The sequence below is a fragment of the Domibacillus epiphyticus genome, from assembly GCF_001975785.1.
GTDB lineage: Bacteria > Bacillota > Bacilli > Bacillales > Domibacillaceae > Domibacillus > Domibacillus epiphyticus.
The window spans coordinates 1-1,245 of record NZ_MSFI01000043.1 but is presented as its reverse complement, the minus strand read 5'-3'; the positions used below and the strand labels follow the sequence as shown (position 1 = coordinate 1,245).

At 51.9% G+C, this 1,245-nt stretch carries 12 tRNA genes; all 12 read right to left on the bottom strand.

The annotated features are described in order from the left end of the window. Positions 1 to 90 precede the first annotated feature (90 nt). A tRNA-Ile gene (locus BTO28_RS16700) sits at positions 91 to 164 on the bottom strand. Between the two features lie 10 nt (positions 165 to 174). Continuing rightward, a tRNA-Gly gene (locus tag BTO28_RS16695) sits at positions 175 to 248 on the bottom strand. Between the two features lie 16 nt (positions 249 to 264). Continuing rightward, positions 265 to 337: transfer RNA gene (locus BTO28_RS16690), tRNA-Phe, on the bottom strand. Positions 338 to 357: 20 nt separating this feature from the next. After that, positions 358 to 434, bottom strand: a tRNA-Asp gene (locus tag BTO28_RS16685). 4 nt (positions 435 to 438) lie between these two features. Then, a tRNA-Met gene (locus tag BTO28_RS16680) sits at positions 439 to 512 on the bottom strand. A gap of 15 nt (positions 513 to 527) precedes the next feature. Then, positions 528 to 620, bottom strand: a tRNA-Ser gene (locus tag BTO28_RS16675). A gap of 22 nt (positions 621 to 642) precedes the next feature. Beyond that, positions 643 to 719, bottom strand: a tRNA-Ile gene (locus BTO28_RS16670). Positions 720 to 726: 7 nt separating this feature from the next. After that, a tRNA-Met gene (locus BTO28_RS16665) sits at positions 727 to 800 on the bottom strand. Positions 801 to 814: 14 nt separating this feature from the next. Continuing rightward, positions 815 to 890 (bottom strand) — tRNA-Ala (locus BTO28_RS16660). Between the two features lie 26 nt (positions 891 to 916). Beyond that, positions 917 to 990: transfer RNA gene (locus BTO28_RS16655), tRNA-Pro, on the bottom strand. A 6-nt stretch (positions 991 to 996) separates the two neighbouring features. Next, positions 997 to 1,073, bottom strand: a tRNA-Arg gene (locus BTO28_RS16650). A gap of 27 nt (positions 1,074 to 1,100) precedes the next feature. Beyond that, positions 1,101 to 1,189 (bottom strand) — tRNA-Leu (locus BTO28_RS16645). Positions 1,190 to 1,245: the final 56 nt, after the last annotated feature.

Genomic DNA, 1,245 nt, shown 5'->3' with positions numbered 1-1,245 from the left:
GGATTTACAGTCCGCCGCGTTTAGCCACTTCGCTACCCCTCCATGTGAAAACTGTTAAGAAATATATAACACTAGGCTAAAATCAAAAAATGGGCCTGAATGGACTCGAACCATCGACCTCACGCTTATCAGGCGTGCGCTCTAACCAGCTGAGCTACAGGCCCATTATGTAAATGGAGCGGGTGATGGGAATCGAACCCACGACATCAGCTTGGAAGGCTGAGGTTTTACCATTAAACTACACCCGCGAAAATAACAAAAAAATGGCTCAGGACGGAATCGAACCGCCGACACAAGGATTTTCAGTCCTTTGCTCTACCAACTGAGCTACTGAGCCTAACAGACATATGTATAAAATGGCGGTCCGGACGGGACTCGAACCCGCGACCTCCTGCGTGACAGGCAGGCATTCTAACCAGCTGAACTACCGGACCAAAATTGCGGGGGCAGGATTTGAACCTGCGACCTTCGGGTTATGAGCCCGACGAGCTACCGAGCTGCTCCACCCCGCGATAATAAGATAAAAATGGAGGAGGAAAGGGGATTCGAACCCCTGCGCGGTTTGACCCGCCTGTCGGTTTTCAAGACCGATCCCTTCAGCCAGACTTGGGTATTCCTCCGAAATATATAATTGATTTCAAGTGGTGGACCTTGCAGGACTCGAACCTGCGACCGGACGGTTATGAGCCGTCTGCTCTAACCAACTGAGCTAAAGGTCCTTTTAAGTAGCGGCGGAGGGGATCGAACCCCCGACCTCACGGGTATGAACCGTACGCTCTAGCCAGCTGAGCTACACCGCCCCTATAACAAAAAATGGTGGAGCCTAGCGGGATCGAACCGCTGACCTCCTGCGTGCAAAGCAGGCGCTCTCCCAGCTGAGCTAAGGCCCCATTTTTATTGATAGGATATTAGAAGATCGGGAAGACAGGATTCGAACCTGCGACCCCTTGGTCCCAAACCAAGTGCTCTACCAAGCTGAGCTACTTCCCGATTATATGGCGCGCCCGAGAGGAGTCGAACCCCTAACCTTTTGATCCGTAGTCAAACGCTCTATCCAATTGAGCTACGGGCGCAATTATTCATTTTTTTACATAATAAAATGGTGCCGAGGACCGGAATCGAACCGGTACGGTAGTCACCTACCGCAGGATTTTAAGTCCTGTGCGTCTGCCAGTTCCGCCACCCCGGCACATCATTCAATTATTGGAGCGGAAGACGGGATTCGAACCCGCGACCCCCACCTTG